Raw genomic sequence first — 24,439 nt, forward strand, 5'->3', positions numbered from 1 at the left:
AAAGCCTCTCAGGCGCGACGCCAGACCGTGCGTCCTAGCACCAGGCCCAGATCCGCCGCCATCTCGCGGAAGCAAGCGGCCAGCTGGCGCGTCGACAACGTCAACGAAGCGTCGGCACCGCGCTCGTCGCCCGCCGCGATCATGTCGGCGTACAACGCCATGCGATCGCGCAACTGGATCAACTCCAGTTGCGTGTCTTCGCTGAAACAGTAAACCCCCGGCTCGGCTTGCGTAGTGACATCCATCGCTTGCTGCACGTTTCCTGCTCCTGCGAAATCGCGACCGAGTGTGATTTTTTGCACGCATCAGGAACACCCGTCCTGCGTCTCCACCATTGCATATGTTTCATCGATAGAGAAGACTGTTTGCCCGCGATCCCGTGCTCCGGTTAGCGTAAGCACATGGTCAAAGTCAGCGACACCTTAGGGAAGAGATTGCTGCAGGCAAGAAGCGCCAGCGGAATGACGCAAGGCGAGCTGGCCGAAGCTGTCGGAATCACGCAGCCGAGTTATTCCGCACTGGAGCGGGATATCAGCAAGAGCACCAGCAAGATCGGTTCGCTCGCACGATTGTTGGGCGTGGACGCCTACTGGCTGGAAACGGGCGAAGGTGCGATGCGCCGTTCGGGTCTTTCCGAAGCACTCACCGATTATGCGCTGCCACCGGAGACGCGCCGGATTCTGCATTCGCTCGGAAAAATGACGGAGCGCAAGCGCAAGGCCTTGCTGGAGTTGATCAGCTACTCCGAGTGACGCAGGCCAGCGGCTCAGCGCAGCGTGCCGGCGGGAATGATCAACGGTTCCAGGTCATGGCCCATGGCGGCGGCGCGTGCCTTGAGGGATTCGAAGCGCGCACGCTCCATGCTGGGTGAGCGCGACAGTATCCACAGATAGTCGCGATCCGGCTCACCGACGATTGCCCACTGATAGTCGGGATCGATCGCGATCACCCAATAGTCCGCCCACACGAAGGGCAACCACGACAACCACCCGGGTGCGAAACTCACTTCCAGGCGTGCGGGATGTCCGGGCACCGGCCTGGCAACGCCCTCGGCCACCTCCGTGCCCTTGGCGGTGCGACAGGTATTGCGGACCGCGATGCTGCCATCCGGCTTCACCGTGTAGTTGGCGGTGATATCGGTGAGGCAATCCTTCTGGTATCGCATGGGCAGGTGGGCAATCTCATACCACTGCCCGGCGTAGCGTGGCACATCCAGCCGAGGTACCGAGGTCAACGGCTGCGCGGCCTGGGAAGCGGCGGTGATCAGCAACAGGCCCAGCATCAGCAGCAAGCGTGCCATCGTTCAATCCTTCTTCTGCGGGAAAAGGTACGAGCGTGGGATGCGGCGAATACAAGAAGGGCCGCGGGATGTTCTCTTCGCTGGAAAACACCCCGCGACCCGTGCCACCTGCTGCAGGCCGCGGCGGGATGCGGCCCGGGAAACGTTGCCGGCTTACGGCTTGCCCACCTTCAAGCCCTTGCTGTCGACCTTGCTGACACCCTTGATGGCGCGCGATACCGACACGGCCTTGTCGATCTGCGCCTGGCTGTCGACGCGACCGCTCAGGCTGACCACGCCGTTGACCGTTTCCACCTTGATATCCAGGCCGGAAACATCTTCCGTGGCCAGCAGATCCGCCTTCACCTTGGTGGTGATCCAGGTATCGCTGGCGGGTTGCTCCGACTCACCCTTGTGCTTGTCGGCCTGCGCCCGGTTCTGTTCTTCCGGCTCGGTTTCAGGCAGGGCAAGCACGGTGGCAGTGGCGAACAGCAGTCCGCTGCTCAGTGCGGCGGTCAGCAGCGTCCTGGAAGCATGCGTGGACTTCATGGAAGATCCTCCTGCGTGGTGTTGATGAGAGCGAAGTCTTGCCACGCCGTCGTACAGTGAGCGTGAAAAGCAGCGTTACCGCATCGGCAAGGTTGGAGCGCATTCAGGTGACAGGCGCGGCCCTGCCAGTGCCATGTCGATTGGCAGCATGAATCTCCGCACGCCCTGGCCGTCTTCGCGCTCGCTGCGTTTCAACTCATAATCCATCCCTCTTCAGCGGATTCGTGCGATGACGACCCCACTCAATGTCGCCCTGATTGGCTATGGATATGTCGGCAAGGTGTTCCACGCCCCCCTGCTGTCGCATACGCCCGGTTTTCATCTGCATACGGTGGTCTCCCGCGATGCCGGCAAGGTCCATGCGGACCTGCCGCACATGCGCGTGGTGGCGGACGCGCAGCAGGCCTTTGCCGATCCGGCCATTGATCTGGTGGTGATCGCCTCGCCCAACGACAGCCATGCGTCGTTGGCGTTGGCGGCGTTGGACCATGGCAAGCATGTGGTGGTGGACAAGCCGTTCACCGTGACCGTGGCCGAGGCGGAATCGGTCATCGCCCGCGCCCGCGACCGTGGAAGACTGGTGAGTGTTTTCCAGAACCGGCGCTGGGACGCGGATTTCCTGACCGTGCAGCAGCTGGTCCGCGACGATGTATTGGGTGACATCGCCGAATTGCATTCGCATTTTGATCGCTACCGACCGCAAGTGCAGTCGCGCTGGCGCGAGAGTGCCGCGGCGGGCGCCGGCCTGTGGTTCGACCTGGGGCCGCATCTGCTCGATCAGGCGGTGCAACTGTTCGGCATGCCGCTGGCCTTGCAGGTAGATCTGGCCCTGCAGCGCCAGGACGCGCAGGCGCCTGACTACTTCCATGCGCAGCTTCGTTACCGCCGGTGCCGCGTGCATCTGCATGCGGGAAGCCTGGTCGCCGCCAACGGACTCCGCTTTGCCGTCCATGGGCAGCGCGGCAGCTATCAGAAGCACGGGCTCGATGGGCAGGAACAGGCGCTGCGCGCCGGCACGCAGCCGGGCGAGATGGGGTGGGGCGAAGACTCGGAATCCGGTCGCCTCGAGCTGGTCGATGGCGAAGGCCATGTCTCCGTGCAGACCCTGCCCAGCCAACCCGGCGACTACCGGCGCTACTACCAGGCCATGCATGCGGCCATGGTCGATGGCACGCCGCCGCCGGTAAGCGCAGAGCAGGCACTGGCGCTGATGCGCCTGATCGCGTTGGGTGAACGCAGCAATGCCGAGCGTCGCGAGCTCACCGTGGCGTGATGCCGTGTGCCGCAGTGCGGCATGCGGAAAGGCCTTCGGCACGCAACGCCGGGAGTACAATGGCGCGTCCCCTGCCATCACGATTCCGTTCGCCTTGAGCGGACCGCAGGGATGAGCGTTGCCCGTTTTCCTGCACCTCCACCGGACGACTGCCCCCGCATGTTCCGATTCTTCGAAAAACAAATCGACATCTACCCGGCCGGCGAGCCGGCGACGCCACCGCGCACGCTGTTCGCGTTCCTGCTGCATTTCTCGCGTCCGCTGGTGCCCTGGCTGCTGGTGATGTCGCTGCTGACCGGCACCATCTCCGCACTGGAAATCGTGTTCTTCGATTTCATGGGCGATCTGGTCGACTGGCTGGGCAAGGCCGATCGCGCCACCTTCTTCGCCGTCCACGGGCAGACCCTGCTCGGCATGGCGGCGCTGGTGGTGGTGGTTTTTCCGCTGCTGGTGCTGCTGCAGGCGCTGATCATCCACCAGACGATCTGGGGCAACTACCCGATGATCGCGCGCTGGTTGTCGCACCGCTATCTGTTGCGCCAGAGCGTGTCGTTCTTCCAGGACGAATTCGCCGGGCGCATTTCGCAAAAGGTCATGCAGACGGCGCTGTCGATCCGCGAGACCGTGATGAAGCTGATGGACGTGTTCGTCTACGTCGTCGTCTACTTCGTCGGTACCGCGATCCTGGTGGGCCGGGCCGATATCCGCCTGGTCATTCCGCTGGTGCTGTGGCTGGCAGGCTACATCGCCATCCTGGTGATCTTCGTGCCGCGCCTGCAGAAGGTGTCCGCCGAGCAGTCCGATGCGCGTGCGCAGATGACCGGCCGCATCGTCGACAGCTACACCAACATCCAGACCATCAAGCTGTTCGCGCACACCCTGCGCGAACAGGACTACGCGCGCGATGCGATGGACGAGTTCATGGTCACGGTGCACCGGCAGATGCGCCTGGTGACCCTGCTGACGGTCAGCCTGCACAGCATCAATGCCTTGCTGCTGGCGAGCATCGGCGGTATCGCCGTGCTGGCCTGGCAGCAGGGCGGGATTTCACTGGGCGCGATCGCCGTGGCGATCGCCCTGGTGATGCGCATCCGCTCGATGTCGGACTGGATCCTGTGGGAAGTGGCCGGCCTGTTCGAGAACATCGGCACCGTGCAGGACGGCATGCAGACCATCGCCCAGCCGCTGGCCATCACCGATGCCGGCGCGCGCGAGCTGGAAGTGGAGCACGGCGAGATCCGTTTCGAGCACCTGCAGTTCCACTACGGTCGCCAGTCCAAGGTGATCCAGGATCTGTCGCTGGTGATCAAGCCGGGCGAGAAGGTCGGCATCGTCGGGCGCTCCGGCGCCGGCAAATCCACCCTGGTCAACCTGCTACTGCGTTTCTACGACCTGGAAGGCGGGCGCATCCTGATCGACCGCCAGGACATCGCGCAGGTCACCCAGGAATCGCTGCGCGGCAATATCGGCATGGTCACCCAGGACACCTCGCTGCTGCACCGTTCGATCCGCGACAACATCCGCTACGGGCGTCCCGATGCCAGCGAAGGCATGATCGAACGCGCAGCGCAGCAGGCGCATGCCGACGAGTTCATCCGCACCCTGACCGACGCCAAGGGACGCAGCGCCTACGACACCCATGTCGGCGAGCGCGGCGTCAAGCTTTCCGGTGGCCAGCGCCAGCGCGTGGCCATCGCCCGCGTGCTGCTCAAGGATGCGCCGATCCTGGTGCTGGACGAGGCGACGTCCGCACTGGACTCGGAAATCGAGGCTGCCATCCAGGAGCAGCTGTACGCATTGATGGAGGGCAAGACGGTGATCGCGATTGCCCATCGTCTGTCCACCATCGCCGTACTCGATCGCCTGGTGGTGATGGACGAAGGCCGGATCATCGAGACCGGCAGCCACGAAGAACTGCTCGCACAGGACGGGCTGTACGCCGCGCTGTGGCGTCGCCAATCCGGTGGCTTCATCGGCCTGGATCTGAGCGAAGCGCACTGACTGGCAGGCGTCACGCCTGCAGTGGGCTGGCTACTGATTGGTAGCCAGCCCGGATGCCGTCACGGCGCGGCGGCCACCGGCTGCAGCGGCGGCGCCTTCCAGGAACCGTCCAACGCCTCGGGTTTCGGCCAGTACAGGCGCATCGCAAGGAAGAATGGCCCTTTGGGCGCCGGCAGCCAGTTGGCTTCCTTGTCCTTGCCCGGCGATTCGTGCTGCACGTAGATCGTCACCCCGCCATCGGCGTCCTTCTTCAGCGATGGCAACATCGAGGAATTGATCAGATAGCGGTTGAGCGGATTGACGCTGAGCAGGCTGGAGGGCAGTTCGTACAGCGTCACCGACCAGAATGCGTTCACGGGCGGCAACTGATCGGCGGCCAGGCGCAGCGTGTAGCCGCCACCGGCGCCGTCCAGCTTGGCGCCGTTGGCGTCGACGAAGTACGCCGGATAGATCGCTTCATCCTTAGAGTTGCCATAGATGCCCAGCACGGCCCCGGCCATCCGCCGCAGATAGTTGCCCTGCAGGTGATCGCGCGTGCCAAAGGCGTCGGCGCTGCTTTCCTTGCCGGTGTCGATCTGGCCCAGCTTGTAGTCGTTGAAGGTCTTCCAGGCCGCAGCGATGCCGTCGTCGACGGCCTTGCGCGTTTCCGGCGGCAGTTGCGCGGGATCGAAGGGCTTGCCGGCGCCCACGCCGATCTTCGCGAAGCGTGCCATCAGATCGGTCTCGCTGGGCACGGGCGGGGTGAACTGCAGCAGGAAGTTGAGCACCCGGAAGAACTCCGGCGAGGTCTTCTGCTGCTCGGGCGTCAGCGGTGCGATGAAGTCGATCTTCGGAGCGGGCGGCGGCGGCGCGGTCTTCAGGAAGCTCGACAAGGGCTGCGCCTTGTAGCCGGCCTGGATCTTCTTGACCTTGTCGATGTCCTTGGCGTCGAACAGCTGCGTGCGGAACAGCACAAAGGCCAGCTGCGTCTCCGAGCGGATCACCTGCTTGATGCCGGCCGGCGTGTCGCCCTTCCAGTCCGGTCCGGCCAGCAGGTAATTGCCGGCGTCATTGCCGGTGGCGCGACTGCCCACGTAGGCGAAGTTGTAGGTGTACATGTCGACGAACTGCGCCGAGTAGTAGCGGCCCTTCTCCACCGCCGGCACGCTGATGACCAGCGGCTCGGCGCGCAGATCCGCGCCCAGCGCCGAGTACGGCGTGTCCGAGTTGGGTGTCTGGATGGTCTTGTCATCCGGGGTGAACACGCGCGCGGTGTTGTGGATTTCGTTCCAGCCACCCTTGTATTCCGGACTCTTGCTATCGACGAAGTACGAATACTGCACGCGATAGTTGTCGACCATCGGATAGCCGTAGATATAGGCCTCCTTGGCGATGTCGGTCAGTTCGTTGCTGGCGGTCACGGCGGGGGCCGTGGCGGCGGGCGCCGCATCGGTGGCGGGGGCGACGGCTTCGGGTTCGCGCTTGCAGCCGGGCAGTGCCAGCGCGACAGCCGCGGCGCAGGCCACGGGCAGGAACCAACGGGAATGGATCATCTCGGCAACTCCTGATGGGCGGGGCCGTCGCGCAACCGTGATGGTTGCGCGACGTTGGCCGAAGCATAGGAGCGCGAGGACGCAGTGTCTTGCGCAAATACCCGTCTGGATTGCCAGTAAAACTACTGGAATCGGAACGGGTCGGACGCCGGTCTAGTTCAACCAGCCACGCACGGCCGCCTTCTGCGAGTACCACCACAGATACAAGGCGATGAGGATCAGGATCACCGGCATGAACAACGTCGAGATGCCCTTCAGATCCCAGGCGGGCGTCGAGGTGAACATGCCCACGGTCTGCGCCAGAATCGCCAGCAGGGAAACGAAGAACATCGTCACCGCCCAGCGCTTCTGCATCAGCAGGCCAATCGCGCCGAGCACGCCGCCAAACACGGCGATGCCAAACACCACGTACAGCCACTGCGGCAGCGCGTTGTAGATGGTCTGATCGGCCTCGGGCATCAGGGCCACCTGTTCCGGCGACATGTTGAGCTGCAGGAAGAACATGGCCACGCCGATGAGATTCCACAGCAGCGCAAGAATGCCAAGCACCCAGAAGCCTTTTCCGCGCGGCAAATCCAGTGTTGCGTTCATATGCCTTCCCCAGGCGTGATGGACGGCCCGAGCATACTCCCGCAAAAAAGCGAACGGCGATTACAGAATTGTGCGCGTGGCCGCGTCCCCGATCACGGCGCCGACGAGACGCGCCAGAGGGTGTTGCCGACATCATCGGCCACCAGCAAGGCGCCGTGCTGGTCGAACGCCACCCCGACCGGACGGCCACGTGCGTTGCCATCCTTGTCGAGGAAGCCGGTCAGCACATCGATCGGCATGCCATCGGGTTGCCCGGAAGCGAACGGCACGAACACCACCTTGTAGCCCACCGGTTTGGCGCGATTCCACGAACCGTGCAGGCCGATGAAGGCGCCATTCGCATAGGTCGCCGGAAAACCACGCGCCTGCGAGAAGGTCAGTACGAGCGCGGCCACGTGCGCGCCCAGGGCGTAGTCCGGTGCGATCGCCTGCGCCACCTTGGCCGGGTCCTGCGGCTTGACCCGCGCATCCACGTGCTGGCCGTAGTAGCTGTAGGGCCAGCCGTAGAAGGCGCCTTCGCGCACGCGGGTGAGGTAATCCGGCACCAGCTGATCGCCGATCTCGTCGCGCTCGTTGACCACCACCCACAAGGCTTTGGTGCCGGGCTGCCAGGCCAGGCCCACCGGATTGCGCAGGCCGGAAGCAAACACGCGGTGTTGGCCCGTGGCCACATCCACTTCCAGGATGGCCGCGCGATCGGTTTCGTTCTGCAGGCCGTTCTCGCCAACGTTGCTGTTGGAGCCGATGCCGGCATACAGATGCGTGCCGTCGGCGCTGGCCACCAGGCTCTTGGTCCAGTGGTGATTGATCGGTCCGCCCGGCAGGTCGGCCACTTTCACCGGCGTGGCGGCGATGCTGGTCTGTCCGGATTGATAGGGCACGCGCACGATCGCGTCGGCATTGGCGATGTACAACTGATCGCCGATCAAGGCCATGCCGAACGGCGACATCAGGTTGGCCAGGAACACCTGCTGCAGTTCGGCCACGCCGTCACCGTCGGCGTCGCGCAACAAACGGATGCGGTTGGCGCTGGGCACGGCCGAGCCTGCCTTTTTCATGGTGCGCTTCATGACCCAGGCTTTGAAACCGCCTTTTTCGCCGGGCTTGGGCGGCGCATTGGTTTCGGCCACCAGCACATCACCGTTGGGCAACACGTACAACCAGCGTGGATGATCCAGGCCCGTGGCGAACGCTTGTACGCGCAAGCCCGCTGCGGCGGTCGGCATGCTGCCGGCGGGCCAACCCACGGCGGGTGCGATGTTGACCGTGGGAATGGTCTGCTTGTTTGGCGCAGGCAAGACCGTTTTCGGACCGACTTCCACCACCGTGTTGGACGATGTGGTCTGCGCGCAGGCCATCGGCATCAGCAGCAGCAGGGTGAATCCAGCGGACCAGCGCATGGGCAACTCCCGGAAGGTGGGCCCATCGTGGCGCGCCGCCAGCGAACGCCGCGTCAAGAGCGATCAGGCATCGTCCTGGCCGCGTGCCTGCACCTCGGGCATGCCGTCCTCATCCAGGCGGACCCGGATCTGGATCGGCTTGCAGCAGACCTGGCAGTCTTCGATGTAGTCCTGTTCGCCGGCCGAGTCATCCACGAACACCGTGATGACTTCGCCACAGTAGGGACATTCGATATCGGCGGAAGGCAGCTGCGGCATCGACGCGTGGCTCAGGCCGAACCCAGGTGCACGACTTGGGCGATCCGATCCATCCAGATGTAGTGGGCCTGCTCGGGATGCTGCTGGTCATCGATGCGCACCACCGCGTTGAATCCCTGCGCGCCTTCGCTGTCGCGGAACACCTGCACGCTGGGCCGCGTGGCCACCGTGCCGGTGACGCGCGCGCCATCGGTCAGATGCAGTTCGACCCGTGCTTCATCCGGCAGCTGCTGGATCATCGCTTCCAGCTGGCGGATGTCGGCCTGGCGGGTGTACAGGTGATCGGGATGTTCGATCATGCGCGTGTCAGCCCAGCAACTTCAGCACTGCCTGCGCCGCCGGCTCGGATGAGGCCGGATTCTGTCCCGTCACCAGCCGGCCATCGACCACCACGTGCGGCTGGAACGCCGCACCCGCTTCGTAGTGCGCGCCCTGCGCCTTCAAGGCGTCCTCGAGCAGGAAGGGCACGACATCGGTCAGTTGCGCCGCGGCTTCTTCCTCGTTGCTGAAACCGGTCACGCGCTTGTCCTTCACCAGCGGCTGGCTCAGCGCACCCTTGGCGTTGCGCAGCACCGCCGGTCCATGGCACACCGCCGCCACCGGCTTGCCGGCGGCGAACTTGGTTTCAATCAGACGCAGCGAGTCGGCATCGTCGACCAGATCCCACAACGGACCATGGCCACCGGGATAGAACACGGCATCCACGTCCGCATCCACCACTTCAGCCAGCTTGCGGGTCTGCGCCAGCGCGGCGATGGCCTCGGTGTCGCCGTTGAAGCGCACGGTGGCCGGCGTCTGCGCATCGGGCGCATCGCTCTTCGGATCCAACGGCGGCTGGCCGCCCAGCGGCGACGCCAGCACCACCTCGGCGCCGGCATCCTTGAACGCGTAGTACGGCGCGGCGAACTCTTCCAGCCAGAAGCCGGTCTTCTTGCCGGTGTCACCCAGCTTGTCGTGCGAGGTCAGCACCATCAGGATTTTCTTCATGACCGGGACTTTCGCGACGGGGGTGACGCCACGGTATCAAGGCAGACGCTAAGAAGCGGTCAATGCAGCCCGCTGCCTTCGCCTGCGACACCGGCGGCGGCGCAGGCGCAGGCGAGCGCAGGGATCAGCCCTGCTTGATCTTGTGGCCACCGAATTCGTTGCGCATCGCCGCCAGCAACTTGTCGGCGAACGAATCATCCTCGCGCGAGCGCAGCCGCTCCAGCAGCGACATCGTGATGACCGGCGCGGAGACATTCAGATCAATGGCCTCGGCCACCGTCCAGCGGCCTTCGCCCGAGTCTTCCACGTAGGGCGCGATGCCGGCCATGCCCGGATTCTTGCGCAGGGCGTCGGCCGTCAGATCCAGCAACCACGAACGCACCACGCTGCCGTCGCGCCAGATGTCGGCGACCTGCTGCAGGTCCATGCCGAATTCCTGCTTGCGCTGCATGATGGCGAAGCCTTCGGCGAAGGCCTGCATCATTCCGTATTCGATGCCGTTGTGGATCATCTTGGTGAAGTGGCCGGCGCCGCCCGGGCCGACACGACCCCAGCCACGATCGGCGGCGGGCGCCAGAGTCTGGAAGATCGGCGTCAAGACTTCCACGGCCGCAGCCTCGCCACCAATCATCAGGCTGTAACCCTCGGCCAGTCCCCACACGCCGCCGCTGGTGCCGCAGTCCACGTAATGCAGGCCGGCCTGGGCCAGACGTTCGCCGCGACGCTGGCTCAACTTGTAGTTGGAGTTGCCGCCGTCAATGACCGTATCGCCGGGTGCCAGCAACGGCAGCAGGCTGTCGAGCGTGCTGTCCACCACGTCGGCCGGCACCATCATCCAGACCACGCGCGGGCTCGGCAGCGCGGCGATGGTGGCTTCCAGCGTGGGCGCAATGAGGATGCCGCGGCTGGCCGCCTGTTCGCGCGCCGGCGCGCCGGGATCGAAGCCATGCACCTGATGGCCACCGCGCAGCAGCCGTTCGGCCATGTTGGCGCCCATGCGACCCAATCCAATCATTGCCAGTTCCATGAGGAATCCTCTGTTCGTTGTTGCGGTGAGGTGGGAAGAGAAAGCGGAGTCAAGCCGCCAGCAACCAGTCGCGCAGCAGGGCGGTGGTGGCTTCGGGTTGTTCCAGCGGCGGCAGATGGCCGCACGCGGTGAAGACATGCAGGCGCGCGCCCGGGATGTGCGCCTGGAGGTAGCGCGATTCCTCCGGCGCCGTCATCCGATCATCGTCGCCCACGCCGACCAGGGTCGGCAGCTGCAAGGTAGGCAACAGGTCGCTGGAATCCGGGCGATCCAGGATGGCTTGCTGTTGGCGCAGGAACGCATCGCGGCCCACCCGTTCGGCCATGGCCATCACTTCCTGGCCCACGGCATCGTCGACGTGGCGGGCATGCACCAGTTGCGGCAACAGTTTGCGGGTGACACCGGCAAAGCGGCCGCTGCCCGCCAGCGCCAGACTGGCGCGGCGCACGGCCGCGCGCTTGGGTGGATCGGCGCGGGCGCTGGTTGCCAGCAAGGCCAGACGGGTCACCCGCTCGGGCGCCTGGCGCAGGATTTCGAACGCCACGTAGCCACCCATCGACAGCGCCGCCAGGGCGAACCGGGGCGGTGCAGCCGCCAGGGCGCGCGCGGCCATCGCGGCGACACTGTCGTCCTGGGTGAGGTCGGCAATCCGGCTGTCGGCGATATCGGCCAGGCCGCTGGCCTGATCCCGCCAAAGACGCGCGTCGCAGAGCAGGCCGGGCAACAACAGCAGGGGCAGGCGGGGGGAGCCGGGCGTCATGGGCGCCATTGTAGTCGCCATGCGCCGCCGGGCCGAGCAGATGGTCCATTCCACGGGCGGAACACGCGCATCGGCGTAGAGTGCGGACACCGCATCCGGAGCTCGGCCATGCGCATCCTGATCACTGGCGGCAGCGGCTTCATTGGCCAGGCCCTGTGCGCGCATCTGCAGCGCGTCGGCCATCGCCTGACGGTGTGGTCGCGCCATCCGCGCCAGGCGGCGCAGCGGCTGCCCGGCGTGCATGTGATTGAAGACCTGGCTGAGGCCAACGAGATCGAGGCGGTGGTGAACCTGGCCGGCGAGCCCCTCGTCGCGCGCCGCTGGAACGCTCGGCGCAAGCAGCAGATCCGCGACTCGCGCATCGGCACCACCGAAAAACTGCTGCGCTGGATGGCGCCGCAGCTACGCCGTCCGCACGTGCTGGTCTCCGGATCCGCGGTGGGCTACTACGGCCCGCGCGACGACACCCCGCTGGACGAATCCGCCGCGCCGGGCGAGGACTTTGCCGCCCTGCTCTGCCGCGACTGGGAGCACGAAGCAATGGAAGCCGAGGCGCTGGGGCTGCGTGTGTGCCGGCTGCGCACCGGCATCGTGCTGGGACCGGACGGCGGCGCCTTGCAGAAAATGTTGCTGCCATTCCGGCTGGGGCTGGGCGGGCCGATCGGTGATGGGCGTCAGTGGTTCAGTTGGATCCATCGCGAGGATTTGATCGGCCTGATCCAATGGCTGTTGGAACACGACCACGCCGGCGGCGCTTACAACGGCACCGCACCGGAGCCGGTGCCGCAGCGCGAGTTCGCCCGCACCTTGGGCAGGGTGCTGCATCGTCCCGCGTTCCTGCCGATGCCGGCGTTCGCCTTGCGGCTGGCGTTGGGCGAAGCGTCCACGCTGCTGCTGACCGGGCAGCGGGTGTTGCCGGTGCACGCGATGGCGGAGGGGTTTGCGTTCCGCCATCCGGCGTTGGAGGGGGCATTGCGGGAGGTGGTGCACTAGCCTCGCTCCCTGCACGACACGGGCTCAGCGCGCGTCGCGGTGACCGCGTCGCGTACGTGCCTGCTTGGCCTTCTGCGCCATCGCCTCGTAGTGGTCACGCAGGCGATCGAGTTCCTTCTCTTCCAGCTCTTCCAGATCCAGCAGCTCGTTGTTGGCGCGCGCGGTGACGTGGATGAGCTCGTCGAGTTTGATCTGGATCGCCTCGGTGTCACGGTTCTGGGTGTTCTGGATCAGGAACACCATCAGGAAGGTGATGATGGTGGTGCCGGTGTTGATGACCAGCTGCCAGGTGTCGCTGAAGGCGAACAGCGGCCCGCTGATCGCCCATACGGCGACTACGAGCAGCGCCAGGGCGAAGCAGGTGCCGCGGCCGGTAAAGGCGGCGGCACGCTTGGCCAGGCGGGTGAAGGCGGACTGCTTGCCCATGATCGGTACCTCCCTTGCAAGAGGGAGGGATCTTTTCGCATGCCGGCTTCAAGGTCCAGTGAAGGCCTCAGTGACGCGCGGCCACCCCTTCCAGCAGATCCTGCGAGGCATGGCGATGCCCGCTCTGGGCGAAGTTGCCCAGCGAGATGATCCCCACCAGCCGCTTGTCGCGATTGACCACCGGCAGGCGACGCACTTCCAGGTCCGCCATGTTCTTCGCCACGTCGTCCACGTCATCGTCGAGGTAGCAGTACTTGACCTCCGCCGACATCACCGCGGCGATGGGCGTTTCCGGTCCCTTGCCCTCGGCCACCGCTCGCACGGTGATGTCGCGGTCGGTGAGGAAGCCGACCAGCCGATCGCCGTCACCCACGGGCAGACTGCCGATATCGTTCTGCGCCATCAGCAGGGCGGCGCGTTGCAGCGTATCGGTGGGCGCGGCAATGCAAACGTCGGTGCTCATCATCTCGGCCACTTTCATCTCAGCTCTCCGGATCGGGTGCGTGCGTGCACGCGTCCGCCGATGCTGGCGCGGTCCGGGTAAAGAGCGCGCGAACATTCCGTTGTGCGTTGGCTTCAGCGCGCGCCCAGGTAGTCCAGCTTGCCCAGCGGCACGCCGTTGTGGCGCAGGATCGCGTAGGCGGTGCTGACGTGGAAGAACAGGTTGGGCAGCACGAAACCGAGCAGGTAGCCGCGACCGTCGAACTGCCGTTCACCACCGCGCGAGGCCAGGGTCACGCTGCGCGCCTCGCTGCCTTCGAACTGGGCAGGCTCGAAGCTGCCGACGTACTCGATCACGCGATCCAGGCGTGCCTGCAATTCGGCAAAGCTGGTTTCCACATCCTCGAAGCGCGGCGACTCATTGCCGGTCAGGCGCGCCGGGGCGAACTTGGACGTATCGGTGGCCAATTGCACCTGTCGCAGCAAAGGCAGCATGTCCGGGTACAGCCGCGATTGCAGCAGTACGGAGGGATCGTAGCCCTGCGCCTGCGCATGCGCCTCGCCTTTCTCGAGCAGACTCTTGAGCGTGCGCAGTGCACGCTGCAGGACGGGAACGGTGGCCTGGTACATCGAAAGAGTGTCGGTCATGGCGCAAGCAGTGGCGAAGTAGGAGGCCGGAAGCATACGCCGCGGCGGAGGCGAGGATTAGCCCGGACGGGCGGGAGACTGCATCCCGTGACGGCGATGCGACGGCCGGCGCCGGCAAACGGGTTAGCATGGCGACCTCGTTGCTGCGTTGTTGCCCGCATGTCCCACTGGTCCAGCTTGATCCGCGATGTCGATGATTTCCCCAAGCCGGGAATCCTGTTCAAGGACATCACCCCGGTGTTGGCCAATGGGCCGGCGTTTGCCCAGGCCATGGCCGAACTGGCCGCGCCCTGGCGCGGCCTCGGCCTGGATGCGGTGATTGGCATCGAGTCGCGCGGCTTCATTCTCGGCGCCGCACTGGCGCACGAGCTGCAGGTGGGCTTCGTTCCGGTGCGCAAGCCGGGCAAGTTGCCGGCGCGCACGCTGAGCCTGGACTACGCATTGGAATACGGCCGCGATCGCCTGGAAATCCATGCCGATGCGCTGGCGCCCGGCGCGCGCGTGGTGGTGGTCGATGATGTGTTGGCCACCGGCGGCACCCTGCGCACGGCGCTGGCGCTGGCGCGACAACAAGGCGCCGAAGTGGCCGGGGTGGCGGTGTTGGTGGAGCTGGCCTTCCTGGGCGCGCGTGCGGGCTGGGATGATCCTGCGCCGCTGGTGGCCACGCTGGCCTTTTGATTTTCCCCCTCTTCTGAAAGGGATCGCGATGCGTCGTCTGCTGGTTTGCTTGCTGCTGCTGATCGTCACGTTGCCGATAACGGCATCGGAAACCAAGACCGTCGAACCCTTGCGGGTGGTCAGCTTCAACGTACGCCTGCCGGCCGAGAGCGATGGCGCCGATCGCTGGGACGCACGCAAGGAACTGTTCGTCGATACCGTGCGTCGGCTGCAGCCGGACGTGATGGGCACGCAGGAGTTGTGGAAGATCCAGGGCGACTACATCGTCGAGCACCTGCCCGGCTACCGCTGGTTTGGCCGCGGTCGTCGTGGCGACGACAGCGACGAACACATGGGCGTGTTCTACCGCACGGATCGCCTGCGGGTGATTGAATCAGGCGACTTCTGGTTGTCGGACACGCCCGAGGTGGCCGGCAGCATCAGCTGGAACAACCTGTTTCCGCGCATGGTCACCTGGGCGCTGTTCGAGCGCCTCGCCGACAAGCGGCGCTTCTACCTCTTCAACACCCACCTGCCCTACCGCGATCAGGACGACGTGGCGCGCGAGCGCGGTGCCGCCTTGATCGCCGCGCGCATCGCCGCGCTGCCGGCCGACATACCGGTGGTGCTGACCGGCGATTTCAACACCACGCCCGACAGCGCCGCGCATCGCGCGCTCACCGCCCATCTGCAGGACGCGTGGGACAGCGGCGCGCGCCGCAGCGGGCCGGCCGAAACCTTCCATGCGTTCAAGGGCAAGCCGGATCACCGCATCGACTGGATCCTGCAGCGCGGCTTGGAGGTGCAATCAGTCGCCACCGACACGCAGGCGCGTGACGGGCGCTATCCTTCTGATCACTTCCCGGTGGTGACCGAACTGCGCTGGCCGATCAGTCGCGCAGCACCGTGATGAACGCGCCGGTGCCGAGCACGCGGAAAGTGTCGCGATCGACGCGATGCACGCGCGAGCCGTCCTCCAGCAGATAGACCGGTGCGTTGTCATGCAGGGTGGCTTCGCGTTCGCGCACGTCGCAGGCGCGCAACACATCCACTCTGCAACGGTTGCCGGCGTCATCCAGGGCAAAGAAGTAATCAGTGTTCATGCGCTCCTCCTCTGAAGGCGATGCGAGCGTAGTCCCGCAGGCGTTAAGAAGGCCGAAGCATTTCGTAAGCGGTGCGTGGAGGACCGTGGCGCAGGTCACGAAGCCAGCGCCACCCGCGGCCGGCGGATGGGTTGCAGCTTGCCGTAGGTCAGGCTGCGCCAAGCCCATTCACACGGGCCATAGCGGAAGCGCGCCAGCCAGAAGTGGCTGAATGCGATCTGCGCGGCCAGGATGCCGAACCATGCCAGCAGCCAGCCGGTCAGACCGGTCCAAGGACCAATGCCCAGGCCGATGCCGTAGAACAGGAAAATACCCAGCACGCTCTGCATCAGGTAGTTGGTCAGGGCCATCCGACCCAGCAGCGCCAACCCCATCAGCACGCGGCGCCACGCGGCGCGCTGGAACAACAGGACGAAGCCGGCGGCATACGCAATGGCCAGGGCCAGCGGCGCCAGGCGGAACACCGTGCTGCGCAGCAGGCGGCCGGCCATATGCTCGCGCCAGTCCGGATTGGCATTGCACAGCAGCAACAGCGCGCCGGCCACGATGGCGACGGCCAGCGCGCCGATCAGGATGCGGCGCAACAACGGCAGATGATCTTCGGCGCGTTGCAACAACTGCCGTCGGCCCGCCCAGTAGCCAATCAGGAAGCGCCCCAGGACGAAGCAGATCAGGCTCCAGTTCATGAGCCGGGTCCAGTGCACCAGGGCGGTGTTGGCAGCGAATGTATCGCGCCAGGAGTCGGAGACGAAGGCCAGCAGGCTGCGCGCATAGATGCTGCTGCGCTGCGACTCGCCGTCGATCACCGAGTTCAGCCAGGGCCCGATCAAGCCAGGCAACAGCACGGCGATGAACAGGCCGCCCCACAACAGCCAACGATCCGGCGCATGCCGGAACAGCACCAGCAGCAGACCGACCACCGCGTAGATGGTGAGGATGTCGCCCCACCAAATCAGATAACTGTGCGCCAGGCCGATGATCAGCAGCCAGCCCAGGCGTTGCAGGTAGTGGCGGAGCCCACCGGCGCCGCGCGCCTGCGCACGTTCCAGCTGGATGGCAAAGCCCAGTCCGAACAACAGCGAAAACAGGGTGATGGCCTTGGAACTGACCAGCAACTCCATGGCCTTGAGAACGGCCAGATCAAACGCGGCGGTCGGCAGCGCGGCACGCGCCGCGTCGCCGGTGAAATCGTAGAGGCTCAGGTAGCCCAGGTTGGCCATCAACACGCCCGCCAGGGCCAGGCCGCGCAATGCATCAATCAGGGGTTGGCGTTCGTGTGGCGCGACCGGTGCTGCGGTTCCAGGCATGAGCAGAATCTTCCTTGGCGTGGCACGTTGCAGGCTGACTGTCACCGCATACCGCCGCGAGGCGTCCCCTGATACGGCAGAGTCAACGTGCCGACTCTACCATCGGCTGGCGGGTTCGCGCGCGTGCTCGCGCCGGTTCCGGCCAGTGCCGCCGGTGGAACAATCCGTGCCCGTATGTCTCTCCGTTCCGTCACCGTCGCTGGCCTATAGTCCTTGCGCCCGCCGCGTCGGCGAACCCCCACTGCATACGGAGCACGTCCATGGCCAAGATCCTCGTCCTGTATTACTCCTCCTACGGTCACATCGAAACCATGGCCAACGCCATGGCCGAGGGCGCCCGCTCCACCGGCGCCACCGTGGACATCAAGCGTGTTCCGGAACTGGTGCCCGAGGAGGTGGCCAAGGCATCCCACTACAAGCTGGATCAGCCCGCGCCGATCGCGAAGATTGACGACTTGGTTAACTACGACGCGATCATCATCGGCGTCGGCACGCGCTTCGGCCGCATGGCATCGCAGATGGCCAACTTCCTGGACCAAGCCGGTGGCCTGTGGGCCAAGGGCGCCTTGAACGGCAAGGTCGGCGGCGCTTTCACGTCCACGGCCACCCAGCATGGCGGCCAGGAAGCCACGCTGTTTTCGATCATCGCCAACCTGCTGCATTTCGGCCTGGTGACGGTCGGCCTGCCCTACAGCTTCCAGGGCCAGATGCGGCTGGATGAAGTGACCGGCGGCAGTCCCTATGGCGCCACCACCATCGCCGGCGGCGACGGCTCGCGCCAGCCCAGCCAGAACGAACTGGAAGGCGCGCGATTCCAGGGTTGCCACATCGCCGAGGTCACCAACAAGCTGTTCGGCTGATCAGCGCCACAGCGCGCGCGCTTCTTCGGCGATGAGGTCGGGAAATTCCTCCGGCCAGAACAGGCGTGCACCGTCCACCCGGCGCACGCCGCGCGAATGTCCGAGCACGCTGTCCAGATAGTCGGGCGCCTGCGCCGCGAAGATCGTATCGCCAGTACCCCAGAGGATGCGCGCCGGCATCCGGCTGGCGCGCAGCGCGGCTTCCACGCCCGCCAGCACGTTGCTGTCCAGACCGAGTGCATACGCGTGCGTGCGCTCGGGCTGCTCCACCAACGGTCGCAGGTACATGTCCAGGGTGTCGTCATCCGGATGCTGCGGGAAGGTGAACGTCATCCCGCCCAGGCCCTGCGGCGAACGCGCCAACACCGGATCGGCCAGCCAGGGCGCCAACCATTGCACGACAAACTGCCCCTCCTTCGCCAGATCGATCACCGGCTGCAAGGCCGGCGGAGGACAGTCGATTTCGCTGTCGCAGTTGGTCAACAACAGGCTGCGCACGCGTTGCGGAAATCGCACGGCGAACAGTTGCGCGACCGCGCCCCCGCTGTCATTGGCGACCAGATCCACCTGTTCGATGTTCAGCGCGTCCAGCCATTCGGCGAGCATTTCCACCTGAGCGGCCGGCGCGACGCTCTGGCCTGGCGCCACGCGGGTGTAGCCCAGTCCGAGCATGTCCGGCGCCAGGCAACGCCGCAGCGGTGCCAGCCGTTCGAGCGCACCACGCCACTGGAATCCGTTGAGCGGAAATCCGTGCAGGAACAGCGCGGCCGGTCCGCTGCCGCGCTCGACGTGGGCAATCTCGCCGAAGCGCGTGTGCTGCCAGCGACGTTCACGCCGCCATTGCGCGGCTGACAAAACAGGAAGCGCCGATGGAGCACGGCCCGCTGAAGCGGCTGTCGTGCTGCCAGCGCCCCATGCCATCGGCGCAACGGTCGCGACCAGCGAGGTCGTCGCGGCGAATCCACCCAGTTTCAAGAAGTCCCTGCGTTGCATGGCCAGCTCCTGGCGATTGAACGATACGAGGGCGCCACCTTCGCGCCAGTGGCTGGGCGCGGCAATAACCCCGCAGGTCATGGCAGCGCCGCAGGCGGCGCGGCTATGCTGCGCCCATGAGCACACTTGCCGCCTCCGCCGACCTGGGTTCGTTGTTGCGCCAATGGCGTTCGTCACGACGCTGGAGTCAGCTGGACCTGTCGCTGGAAGCCGGCATCTCCACCCGCCACCTCAGTTATGTGGAGACCGGCAAATCGCAGCCCAGCCGCGAACTGATCGAACGCCTGGCCGAGGCCCTGCACATGCCGCTGCGCGAGCGCAATCGCCTGTTGCGTGCGGCGGGCTATGCCGACCACTACACCGAAACGCCAATCGACGCGCCGGAACTGCAACGCATCCAGCGCGCGGTAGAATTCATCCTGGCCCAGCAGGAGCCCTACCCCGCCTTCGTGCTCAATCGCTATTGGGACATCCTGCAGACCAACCGCGCCGCCCAGCGCGTCAATGGCTTTCTGCTTGCGGGCCGGGCCAGTCCGCATCGCAACATGCTGCATCACGTCTTTGATCCGCAGGATCTGCGCAGCGTGCTGGTGAACTGGGACGAAGTGGCCGGTGATCTGCTCCAGCACCTGCGCCAGGCGGTCAGTGCGCGCCCCGGAGATGCGCGTGCACGCACGTTGCTGGATGAGATGCTGGCCGCGCCCGGGGTACCCACCGCCTGGCGGCATCCGACCCAGGACACGGGACCGTTGCCGTTGCTGACCACCTGCTTCGCGCATGATGGCGTGTCGCTGCGCTTTTTCTCCAGCATCACCGTCTTTGCCACGCCGCGCGACGTGACCCTGGACGAACTGCGGATCGAAAGTTGTTTCCCGCTGGACGAGGCTACGGCAGACTTCTGCCGTGCGCTCGCCGACGCCGACTGAGCAAACGCGCATGCGTACGCCATCCGCACCGATAGGCAGCGGACGGCGGAGGAAAATCAGTGGGCGAACTTACTTCTGCGCCATCTCGCGATCGTGGACCGCCTGCATCTCGGCGCTGGTCAGCTGGCCATCGCCATTGCTGTCGCCGGCCTTGAACATCTTGTCCGAGCCGGCGGCGTGTTCACTGGCGGACAGCCGGCCGTCACCATCGGTGTCGAGTTTCTTGATCTTGTCGGCCGATGACATCGCCGGTTTGGCGCCGGCCTTGTCATGCCGGGCGGCGTCCATCTCCGCGGCGCTGACCTGGCCATCCATGTCCGAATCCATGTCGGTGAACATCTTCTTCGCGCCTGCGACATGTTCGGCGGCGGACACCTGACCGTCACCATCGCTGTCCATGCTCGCGAACTTGCCGCCTTTGGCCGGATCATGTCCGGCCGCGAACGCGCTGGCCCAGAGGCCGACCAAACCCATCAGCAACATGGTGTGGCGCGTGGCACTCTTCATGATGTTCTCCGGAACCGGCACGGAGGGGTCGGCGTCGCGACATGCTGCGCTGCCGCAGGTGATGGCCAGGTCAAAACGCCAAGGCGCGCGCTATGGCGGCGGGATTTGTGACCTGCATCAACTGTGGATGCGTGCTGGCGGCAGGATTGGATCTTGCAGGCGACCGGCGGGCTGCCTAGCGTGAGGGCTTGCGCAGAACGAGCAGGGGACAGCGGGGCGATGAAGGTAGTCCACGGCGTGATGTTGCTTCTGCTCTGCGCACTCGTACCGGTGGCGGCGGCCGCCGATGCCACACCGCGCAACGGACAATGGCAGGACTGGGAGTATGTGGTGTTCGAGACGCGGGGCGGCGGTGATCAGGAGTCGCTGCCGCTGGTGATCGCCCTGCATTCGTCGGGCTCGCAACCGGAGGAGCTGGCGAGCGCCTTTGCCGACCTGCCGGTACGCGCACGCGTCGTCCTGCCGCGCGGTCCGTTTCCGAGACCCAGTGGACGATCCTGGTTTCCCGAGGGATACGGCGCATTGCCGGCATCCGCGCAAGCCGCAGTGACCGAGGCAGCCGAAAGCCGCCTGACCGCGTTCATCCAGCAGATGCAGGAACGCCATCCCACCCGCGGTCGACCCCTGTTGACCGGTGTCTCGTATGGGGGTGACCTGAGTCTGCTGTTGATCCTGCATCACCCGGATGCGTACACCGCTGCGTTCCCGGTGGCGGCGCGGCTGTTGCCGGAATGGCAGCAGTCCGCGGTCGACTGCGCAGACGCCTGTCCACCGATCCTGGCGCTGCATGGTCGCGATGACCGCACCGTACCGATGGCCCCGACCGAGACGGCGCTGCAGGCATTGGGCGCACGCGGCTGGCCGGTTTCGATGCGTGGTTACGAGCACACCGCCCATGACTTCAGCCCCGCCATGCAGGCCGACGTGCGGCAGGCGATCGCGGACCGGTTCCGGGCCATGACGGGCGATGCCAACATGGGAAAACTCACGCCCACCGTGGATAAATAGCGCCTGGTCGCTGTGCTAAGGTCTGGCCACTGTCGACCTGGAGGTGCCTGCCATGCGTGCTTTGACCGTGTTGCTTCGTTCTTCCTGGTTGTGCAGCGCGGGCATGGCGCTGCTGGCCGTCGCCGCAGTCGCGATGCCTGCCGCCGCCCAGCAGGGGTCGGTGGACGTCAGCAAGACCGCCACCGCGCTGCCGGGACCGCGCTACGCCTGGGTGGCCAGTCCCACTACCCTGCCTGCCGAGAACGATCAACGCGTGCAGGATCCCGCGTTCCGCAAGCGCCTGCAGGCGGCCCTCGACAAGGCGCTGCAAGCCAAGGGCTATCGCCTGGCCAGCGGCGCCAGCCAGGCAGACTTCATCGTCGCCTACCGCGTGGGCGTGCAGGACGTGGAAGATGTGCAGGTCAAGGATGTGCCCGCGCCCAAGGGCGACGGCAGCACGCCACAGGCGGCCATCGAGTGCCGCGCCGGCGGTTGTTCGCAGCTGGTCGCGCAGACCTCCGGTGGCCAGGCGGCACTGAAGACCACCGTCAAGCACAGCACCGAAGGCGGACTGTTGGTGGAAGTGATCGAACCCAAGACCATCCGCGTGCTGTGGCGTGCGCTGGCGCGTGGCGCGGTCAAGCGTGGCGAAGGCAAGCAGTCACGGCTGGACGTGATCGCGGTGCAGACGCTGGACAGCCTGCCCGCCATGCCGCGTTGACGCGTAGCCGGGTTGAGTCCGCTGCACCCGCAGCGCACTGAACGATTCCGTCATCGGGGAGTGCTATACAGGGCGCTCCCCGAAGCCAATGGAATCGTCATGGAAACCCAGGAACTGCATCGTGGTCGCCTGATTGATCACATCCAGCTGGTGGTGCGCGATCTGCCCGCCAGCCAGCGTTTCTACGAAGCCGTGTTCAAGGTGCTCGGCATCCCGATGGCGGGCAGCGGCGACGACTACTTCTGGGCCGATGAACTGTTTGTCTCCACTGCCGCCAGCGAGGCCGCGCAAGGCGAATTGACCGGTCGCGTGCACCTGGCCTTCCAGGCGCAGGATCGGGCGATGGTCGATGCCTTTTACCAAGCGGCCATGGCCCACGGCGGACGTGATCATGGCAAGCCCGGCGAACGCCCCTATCACCCCGGTTACTACGGCGCGTTCGTGCTGGACCCGGACGGCAACAACATCGAAGCCGTGTACCACGGCGAAGCCACGCGCAGCGCGGCGTCGGTCAAGGTGACGTTCTAGCCCACCCTCAGGCGTGCAGCACGCCGGGATCGGCGCTGCCAAAGGTGGCTTGCAAGGCTTGCTTGTCGTCGATCAAGGCATGCCGCATGCGCGCTTCGTCCAGCGACTTGATCGTCCATTCGTAGTGGCCGCCCATCCAGCCATCGCGCTGGTAATGCGCCATCGCCACGAAGTAGCTCGGGCCCTCGCCCACGCAATACCAGAAGGCGGTCAGCGGATGATTGTGCGAGGACACCTCCATCGTCACCTGCTTGACCACCTGCATGTCCGGTCCGGCCTGGCGGCCATGCGCGGTGTCGAATTGCAGCGCATCGAAGGTCCGCTGCAGCCAGCGATCACTGACCCGCTGGTGTTGCGAATTGACCACGGCCAGCGCGGCCACGACCAGCAACGAGATCAGGAAGTAGAGCCACAACGCCATGCTCAGGATCGCTCCAGTGCTTGCGCTGTGGTCGCCGGCTTGCGCACCAGCGTGCGGAACAGCGGCCCGGTCAGCAAGGTGGACAACACCGCCAGCGTCACCAGCGCGGCAAAGGCGTGCTCGGACAGCAGGCCCTTGTCGCGCAGGATGGTGGCCGCGACGATTTCCATCAGGCCTTTGCATTGCAGCAACGCGCCCACGGCCAGCGTTTCCCGCCGCGTGAAGCCCGGCGCGGGTGGATGAATCAGCACCGCCGCCAACTTGGCGGCGACCGCCAGCACCAGCAGCAGCACCGAGGCCTGCAACGACGCCCAACCCAACACCTGGCCGTCGATCTTCAGCCCGCTATGGCCGAAGAACAGCGGCGCCAGGCCCATCAAGGCGAACTTGCCCAGCGTATCCACCGGCACCCGGCGCACCCAGGCCGGCGGAACGATCGCGCCGGCGAAATAGGCGCCCAGCAATTCATGCAGGCCCAGCTGCGATGAGGACCACGCGCCGGCCAGCAGGTACACGGGCAGGACCAGGTAGATCACGCCCGGCGGCAACTGCCAGCCACGACGTTGCGCCAGCACCGATACCGCGACCAACGTGCAGGGCAGGCCCAGCGCCAGCGCCTGCTGCCAGGAACCATGCGCCACTTCCGCGCCAGGCACGGCGAACAGCAGCAACAAGGCCAGTCCGATCCACAGCACGGCATCATCGATGACCGCGATGCCCAGGGCCAGTTGACTGAGCGGGCGGTTCAACGGCCCCAGTTCGCGGACGATGCCGATCAGCACGGGCAAGGCACTCACCGCCAGGCACAAACCGATCGCCAGCGCGCCGGTGGCGCGATCGGCATGCGGCGCCGTCCATCCCTCCAATCCCAGGAAGTACGCATACGCCATCACCGCGCCGGTCGCGAACGGCAGCAGCAAGGCGATGCCAGCACTGCTGGCCAGCCGCATCGGCGACGCGCGGTAGCGCGACGGCGTGCCGGCGTCATTGCCGTGATAGCGGAACTGCCGGGTTTCCAGGCCGGCGGTGAACGCCAGCAGCAACACACCCAGCCAACCGATCCGATCACCCCAAACCGAGGGCAGTCCCCATGCCTTCACCGGCCAGCCGCTGGCGGCCAGCAGCAAGCCGATGATGATCGGGATCACCGCGATCGGAATCGAACGCCCCAGCGCGCGCCACAGCACCCACGCCGCCAGGATGAACACGGCCGAATCGAGCAGGAGGGCGTACAGGTTGTGCATGAGACCGGGGAATCCGAACG

The 24,439-nt window shown here is 65.8% G+C and carries 31 protein-coding genes; 11 read left to right on the forward strand and 20 right to left on the reverse strand.

Going from position 1 to position 24,439, the window contains the following annotated elements:
- Nucleotides 1-8: 8 nt before the first annotated feature.
- Nucleotides 9-257, reverse strand: coding sequence for an XAC0095 family protein (locus B5X78_RS05745; RefSeq protein WP_139381416.1), 249 nt, complete (start codon nucleotides 255-257; stop codon nucleotides 9-11).
- 144 nt (nucleotides 258-401) lie between these two features.
- Here B5X78_RS05745 and B5X78_RS05750 point away from each other — a divergent pair, with 144 nt between their 5' ends.
- Nucleotides 402-752, forward strand: coding sequence for a helix-turn-helix domain-containing protein (locus tag B5X78_RS05750; protein ID WP_079723480.1), 351 nt, complete (start codon nucleotides 402-404; stop codon nucleotides 750-752).
- 14 nt (nucleotides 753-766) lie between these two features.
- Here B5X78_RS05750 and B5X78_RS05755 read toward each other — a convergent pair whose 3' ends face one another.
- Both B5X78_RS05755 and B5X78_RS05760 read right to left on the reverse strand, forming a co-directional pair.
- A complete protein-coding gene (locus B5X78_RS05755) occupies nucleotides 767-1,300 on the reverse strand; it encodes a lipocalin family protein (RefSeq protein WP_079723481.1) in 534 nt (177 codons plus the stop codon).
- 153 nt (nucleotides 1,301-1,453) lie between these two features.
- On the reverse strand, nucleotides 1,454-1,828 hold the full coding sequence (locus B5X78_RS05760) for a BON domain-containing protein (RefSeq protein ID WP_079723482.1): 375 nt from the start codon (nucleotides 1,826-1,828) through the stop codon (nucleotides 1,454-1,456).
- Nucleotides 1,829-2,057: 229 nt separating this feature from the next.
- Here B5X78_RS05760 and B5X78_RS05765 point away from each other — a divergent pair, with 229 nt between their 5' ends.
- Together B5X78_RS05765 and B5X78_RS05770 are read left to right on the forward strand one after the other, a co-directional pair.
- Nucleotides 2,058-3,101, forward strand: coding sequence for an oxidoreductase (locus B5X78_RS05765; RefSeq protein ID WP_079723483.1), 1,044 nt, complete (start codon nucleotides 2,058-2,060; stop codon nucleotides 3,099-3,101).
- Between the two features lie 159 nt (nucleotides 3,102-3,260).
- Nucleotides 3,261-5,102, forward strand: coding sequence for an ABC transporter ATP-binding protein (locus B5X78_RS05770; RefSeq protein WP_079723484.1), 1,842 nt, complete (start codon nucleotides 3,261-3,263; stop codon nucleotides 5,100-5,102).
- A gap of 59 nt (nucleotides 5,103-5,161) precedes the next feature.
- Here B5X78_RS05770 and B5X78_RS05775 read toward each other — a convergent pair whose 3' ends face one another.
- The 8 genes from B5X78_RS05775 to B5X78_RS05810 all read right to left on the reverse strand — a co-directional run bounded on the left by B5X78_RS05775 (nucleotide 5,162) and on the right by B5X78_RS05810 (nucleotide 11,657).
- Nucleotides 5,162-6,634, reverse strand: coding sequence for a DUF1254 domain-containing protein (locus B5X78_RS05775; RefSeq protein WP_079723485.1), 1,473 nt, complete (start codon nucleotides 6,632-6,634; stop codon nucleotides 5,162-5,164).
- Between the two features lie 153 nt (nucleotides 6,635-6,787).
- Nucleotides 6,788-7,225, reverse strand: a complete 438-nt coding sequence (locus B5X78_RS05780; protein WP_079723486.1) for a hypothetical protein — start codon at nucleotides 7,223-7,225, stop codon at nucleotides 6,788-6,790.
- Between the two features lie 92 nt (nucleotides 7,226-7,317).
- Entirely contained in the window at nucleotides 7,318-8,625 is a 1,308-nt protein-coding gene (locus B5X78_RS05785; protein WP_079724441.1) for a PQQ-dependent sugar dehydrogenase, read from the reverse strand.
- A gap of 63 nt (nucleotides 8,626-8,688) precedes the next feature.
- A complete protein-coding gene (locus B5X78_RS05790; RefSeq protein ID WP_079723487.1) occupies nucleotides 8,689-8,883 on the reverse strand; it encodes a CPXCG motif-containing cysteine-rich protein in 195 nt (64 codons plus the stop codon).
- A gap of 11 nt (nucleotides 8,884-8,894) precedes the next feature.
- Nucleotides 8,895-9,182, reverse strand: a complete 288-nt coding sequence (locus B5X78_RS05795; RefSeq protein ID WP_079723488.1) for a DUF3247 family protein — start codon at nucleotides 9,180-9,182, stop codon at nucleotides 8,895-8,897.
- A 7-nt stretch (nucleotides 9,183-9,189) separates the two neighbouring features.
- Nucleotides 9,190-9,870 (reverse strand): type 1 glutamine amidotransferase domain-containing protein, encoded by a 681-nt coding sequence (locus B5X78_RS05800; protein ID WP_079723489.1) that lies wholly within the window; start codon nucleotides 9,868-9,870, stop codon nucleotides 9,190-9,192.
- 124 nt (nucleotides 9,871-9,994) lie between these two features.
- Nucleotides 9,995-10,897 (reverse strand): phosphogluconate dehydrogenase (NAD(+)-dependent, decarboxylating), encoded by a 903-nt coding sequence (gnd, locus tag B5X78_RS05805; protein WP_079723490.1) that lies wholly within the window; start codon nucleotides 10,895-10,897, stop codon nucleotides 9,995-9,997.
- Nucleotides 10,898-10,946: 49 nt separating this feature from the next.
- The gene (locus B5X78_RS05810; RefSeq protein ID WP_079723491.1) at nucleotides 10,947-11,657 is read right to left on the reverse strand and encodes an alpha/beta fold hydrolase; all 711 of its coding nucleotides are present in this window, start codon (nucleotides 11,655-11,657) and stop codon (nucleotides 10,947-10,949) included.
- 108 nt (nucleotides 11,658-11,765) lie between these two features.
- Here B5X78_RS05810 and B5X78_RS05815 point away from each other — a divergent pair, with 108 nt between their 5' ends.
- Nucleotides 11,766-12,650 (forward strand): TIGR01777 family oxidoreductase, encoded by an 885-nt coding sequence (locus tag B5X78_RS05815; protein WP_079723492.1) that lies wholly within the window; start codon nucleotides 11,766-11,768, stop codon nucleotides 12,648-12,650.
- Nucleotides 12,651-12,674: 24 nt separating this feature from the next.
- On the opposite strand, the gene B5X78_RS05820 is transcribed toward B5X78_RS05815, so the two are convergent.
- From B5X78_RS05820 to B5X78_RS05830, 3 genes are all read right to left on the reverse strand, one after another.
- Entirely contained in the window at nucleotides 12,675-13,076 is a 402-nt protein-coding gene (locus B5X78_RS05820) for a low affinity iron permease family protein (RefSeq protein ID WP_079723493.1), read from the reverse strand.
- A 67-nt stretch (nucleotides 13,077-13,143) separates the two neighbouring features.
- Nucleotides 13,144-13,557: a CBS domain-containing protein gene (locus B5X78_RS05825; RefSeq protein WP_079723494.1), complete on the reverse strand. Its 414-nt coding sequence runs from the start codon at nucleotides 13,555-13,557 to the stop codon at nucleotides 13,144-13,146.
- Nucleotides 13,558-13,652: 95 nt separating this feature from the next.
- Nucleotides 13,653-14,165 carry a DUF1993 domain-containing protein gene (locus B5X78_RS05830; protein WP_079723495.1) on the reverse strand — a complete coding sequence of 171 codons (513 nt, stop codon included), beginning with the start codon at nucleotides 14,163-14,165 and terminating at the stop codon, nucleotides 13,653-13,655.
- A gap of 159 nt (nucleotides 14,166-14,324) precedes the next feature.
- On the opposite strand from B5X78_RS05830, the gene B5X78_RS05835 reads away from it, so the two are divergent.
- Entirely contained in the window at nucleotides 14,325-14,843 is a 519-nt protein-coding gene (locus B5X78_RS05835) for an adenine phosphoribosyltransferase (protein WP_079723496.1), read from the forward strand.
- Nucleotides 14,844-14,871: 28 nt separating this feature from the next.
- On the forward strand, nucleotides 14,872-15,732 hold the full coding sequence (locus B5X78_RS05840) for an endonuclease/exonuclease/phosphatase family protein (protein ID WP_079723497.1): 861 nt from the start codon (nucleotides 14,872-14,874) through the stop codon (nucleotides 15,730-15,732).
- On the opposite strand, the gene B5X78_RS05845 is transcribed toward B5X78_RS05840, so the two are convergent.
- Both B5X78_RS05845 and B5X78_RS05850 read right to left on the reverse strand, forming a co-directional pair.
- Nucleotides 15,713-15,925, reverse strand: coding sequence for a hypothetical protein (locus B5X78_RS05845; RefSeq protein WP_079723498.1), 213 nt, complete (start codon nucleotides 15,923-15,925; stop codon nucleotides 15,713-15,715). The two genes, B5X78_RS05840 and B5X78_RS05845, sit on opposite strands and share 20 nt — an antisense overlap.
- Nucleotides 15,926-16,020: 95 nt before the next feature.
- Nucleotides 16,021-17,232: a DUF418 domain-containing protein gene (locus tag B5X78_RS05850; protein ID WP_079723499.1), complete on the reverse strand. Its 1,212-nt coding sequence runs from the start codon at nucleotides 17,230-17,232 to the stop codon at nucleotides 16,021-16,023.
- A gap of 260 nt (nucleotides 17,233-17,492) precedes the next feature.
- On the opposite strand from B5X78_RS05850, the gene wrbA reads away from it, so the two are divergent.
- Nucleotides 17,493-18,092: an NAD(P)H:quinone oxidoreductase gene (wrbA, locus tag B5X78_RS05855; RefSeq protein ID WP_079723500.1), complete on the forward strand. Its 600-nt coding sequence runs from the start codon at nucleotides 17,493-17,495 to the stop codon at nucleotides 18,090-18,092.
- Here the strand turns inward: wrbA and B5X78_RS05860 are convergent, their stop codons facing one another.
- The gene (locus B5X78_RS05860; RefSeq protein ID WP_244898546.1) at nucleotides 18,093-19,166 is read right to left on the reverse strand and encodes an alpha/beta fold hydrolase; all 1,074 of its coding nucleotides are present in this window, start codon (nucleotides 19,164-19,166) and stop codon (nucleotides 18,093-18,095) included.
- Between the two features lie 35 nt (nucleotides 19,167-19,201).
- Here B5X78_RS05860 and B5X78_RS05865 point away from each other — a divergent pair, with 35 nt between their 5' ends.
- Nucleotides 19,202-20,011, forward strand: a complete 810-nt coding sequence (locus tag B5X78_RS05865; RefSeq protein WP_079723501.1) for a helix-turn-helix domain-containing protein — start codon at nucleotides 19,202-19,204, stop codon at nucleotides 20,009-20,011.
- Between the two features lie 69 nt (nucleotides 20,012-20,080).
- Here the strand turns inward: B5X78_RS05865 and B5X78_RS05870 are convergent, their stop codons facing one another.
- On the reverse strand, nucleotides 20,081-20,518 hold the full coding sequence (locus tag B5X78_RS05870) for an EF-hand domain-containing protein (RefSeq protein ID WP_079723502.1): 438 nt from the start codon (nucleotides 20,516-20,518) through the stop codon (nucleotides 20,081-20,083).
- Between the two features lie 219 nt (nucleotides 20,519-20,737).
- Between B5X78_RS05870 and B5X78_RS05875 the strand changes: the two genes are divergently transcribed.
- From B5X78_RS05875 to B5X78_RS05885, 3 genes are all read left to right on the forward strand, one after another.
- Nucleotides 20,738-21,526 carry an alpha/beta hydrolase gene (locus B5X78_RS05875; protein ID WP_079723503.1) on the forward strand — a complete coding sequence of 263 codons (789 nt, stop codon included), beginning with the start codon at nucleotides 20,738-20,740 and terminating at the stop codon, nucleotides 21,524-21,526.
- A gap of 52 nt (nucleotides 21,527-21,578) precedes the next feature.
- Nucleotides 21,579-22,226, forward strand: coding sequence for a DUF4136 domain-containing protein (locus tag B5X78_RS05880; protein ID WP_079723504.1), 648 nt, complete (start codon nucleotides 21,579-21,581; stop codon nucleotides 22,224-22,226).
- A gap of 99 nt (nucleotides 22,227-22,325) precedes the next feature.
- Nucleotides 22,326-22,754, forward strand: coding sequence for a VOC family protein (locus tag B5X78_RS05885; protein ID WP_079723505.1), 429 nt, complete (start codon nucleotides 22,326-22,328; stop codon nucleotides 22,752-22,754).
- A gap of 7 nt (nucleotides 22,755-22,761) precedes the next feature.
- On the opposite strand, the gene B5X78_RS05890 is transcribed toward B5X78_RS05885, so the two are convergent.
- Both B5X78_RS05890 and B5X78_RS05895 read right to left on the reverse strand, forming a co-directional pair.
- Nucleotides 22,762-23,175, reverse strand: coding sequence for a hypothetical protein (locus tag B5X78_RS05890; protein ID WP_079723506.1), 414 nt, complete (start codon nucleotides 23,173-23,175; stop codon nucleotides 22,762-22,764).
- 2 nt (nucleotides 23,176-23,177) lie between these two features.
- Nucleotides 23,178-24,419, reverse strand: coding sequence for a cation:proton antiporter (locus tag B5X78_RS05895; RefSeq protein WP_079723507.1), 1,242 nt, complete (start codon nucleotides 24,417-24,419; stop codon nucleotides 23,178-23,180).
- Nucleotides 24,420-24,439: the final 20 nt, after the last annotated feature.

It is taken from the genome of Pseudoxanthomonas indica (assembly GCF_900167565.1).
GTDB classification, from domain to species: domain Bacteria; phylum Pseudomonadota; class Gammaproteobacteria; order Xanthomonadales; family Xanthomonadaceae; genus Pseudoxanthomonas_A; species Pseudoxanthomonas_A indica.